Genomic DNA, 702 nt, shown 5'->3' with positions numbered 1-702 from the left:
GTGATGATCGGCATGCCGCTGCAACTGATACAGAAACAGATTGGTGACCACGTTGTTGCTGTTCCAGGAGTGCGAGGGATTGCAGCGCTCGTAGCGGCCGGTCTTCTCGTCCTTCTGCCGCAGCAGGCCGTAGTGCTCGATGTAGTTGACCACTTCCAACAGCGAGGCGCCCACGAACGCCTGGATCAGCAGGAAGGGCAGCACCGCCCAGCCCAGCCAGATGGCCAGGCTGCCGAACAGGACTGCAGTCATGGCCCAGCCCTGGAGATTGTCGTTTTCCATGCTCCAGACGCTCTTGCCCTGGCGGCCGAGGCGCTCCTTCTCGATGCCCCAGGCCGAGCGGACGCTGCCGATCATGGTCCGCGGCAGGAACTCCCAGAAGGTTTCACCCATGCGGGAGCTGGCGGGGTCCTCCGGCGTGGCCACATGGCGATGATGGCCCTTGTTGTGCTCGACGAAGAAATGGCCGTATGCCACCGGCGCCAGCGTCAGCTTGGCCAGCCAGCGCTCCAGCGAGGCCTTCTTGTGGCCCAGCTCGTGGGCGGTATTGATGCCCACCCCGTTGACAATGCCGACCGTGAAGATCAGGCCCAGGATTTCCCACCAGGCCATGGGCTGGGTAGCCAGCAGCCACGCCCCCAGAATGGTGGTCAGGTACTGGGTGGGGATGTAGCCGTAGACGATCGCCCGGTAATAGCGGTC

General features: G+C 63.5%; 1 protein-coding gene. It reads right to left on the bottom strand.

Going from position 1 to position 702, the window contains the following annotated elements; translation table 11 throughout:
* The coding region (locus tag RM532_RS15825) for an alkane 1-monooxygenase (RefSeq protein ID WP_311654303.1) at positions 1-702 on the bottom strand (702 nt) is incomplete at both ends.

It is taken from the genome of Spectribacter hydrogenoxidans, assembly GCF_031846275.1.
GTDB lineage: Bacteria > Pseudomonadota > Gammaproteobacteria > Nevskiales > Salinisphaeraceae > Spectribacter > Spectribacter hydrogenoxidans.
This window is presented reverse-complemented; position numbering and strand designations above follow the sequence as displayed.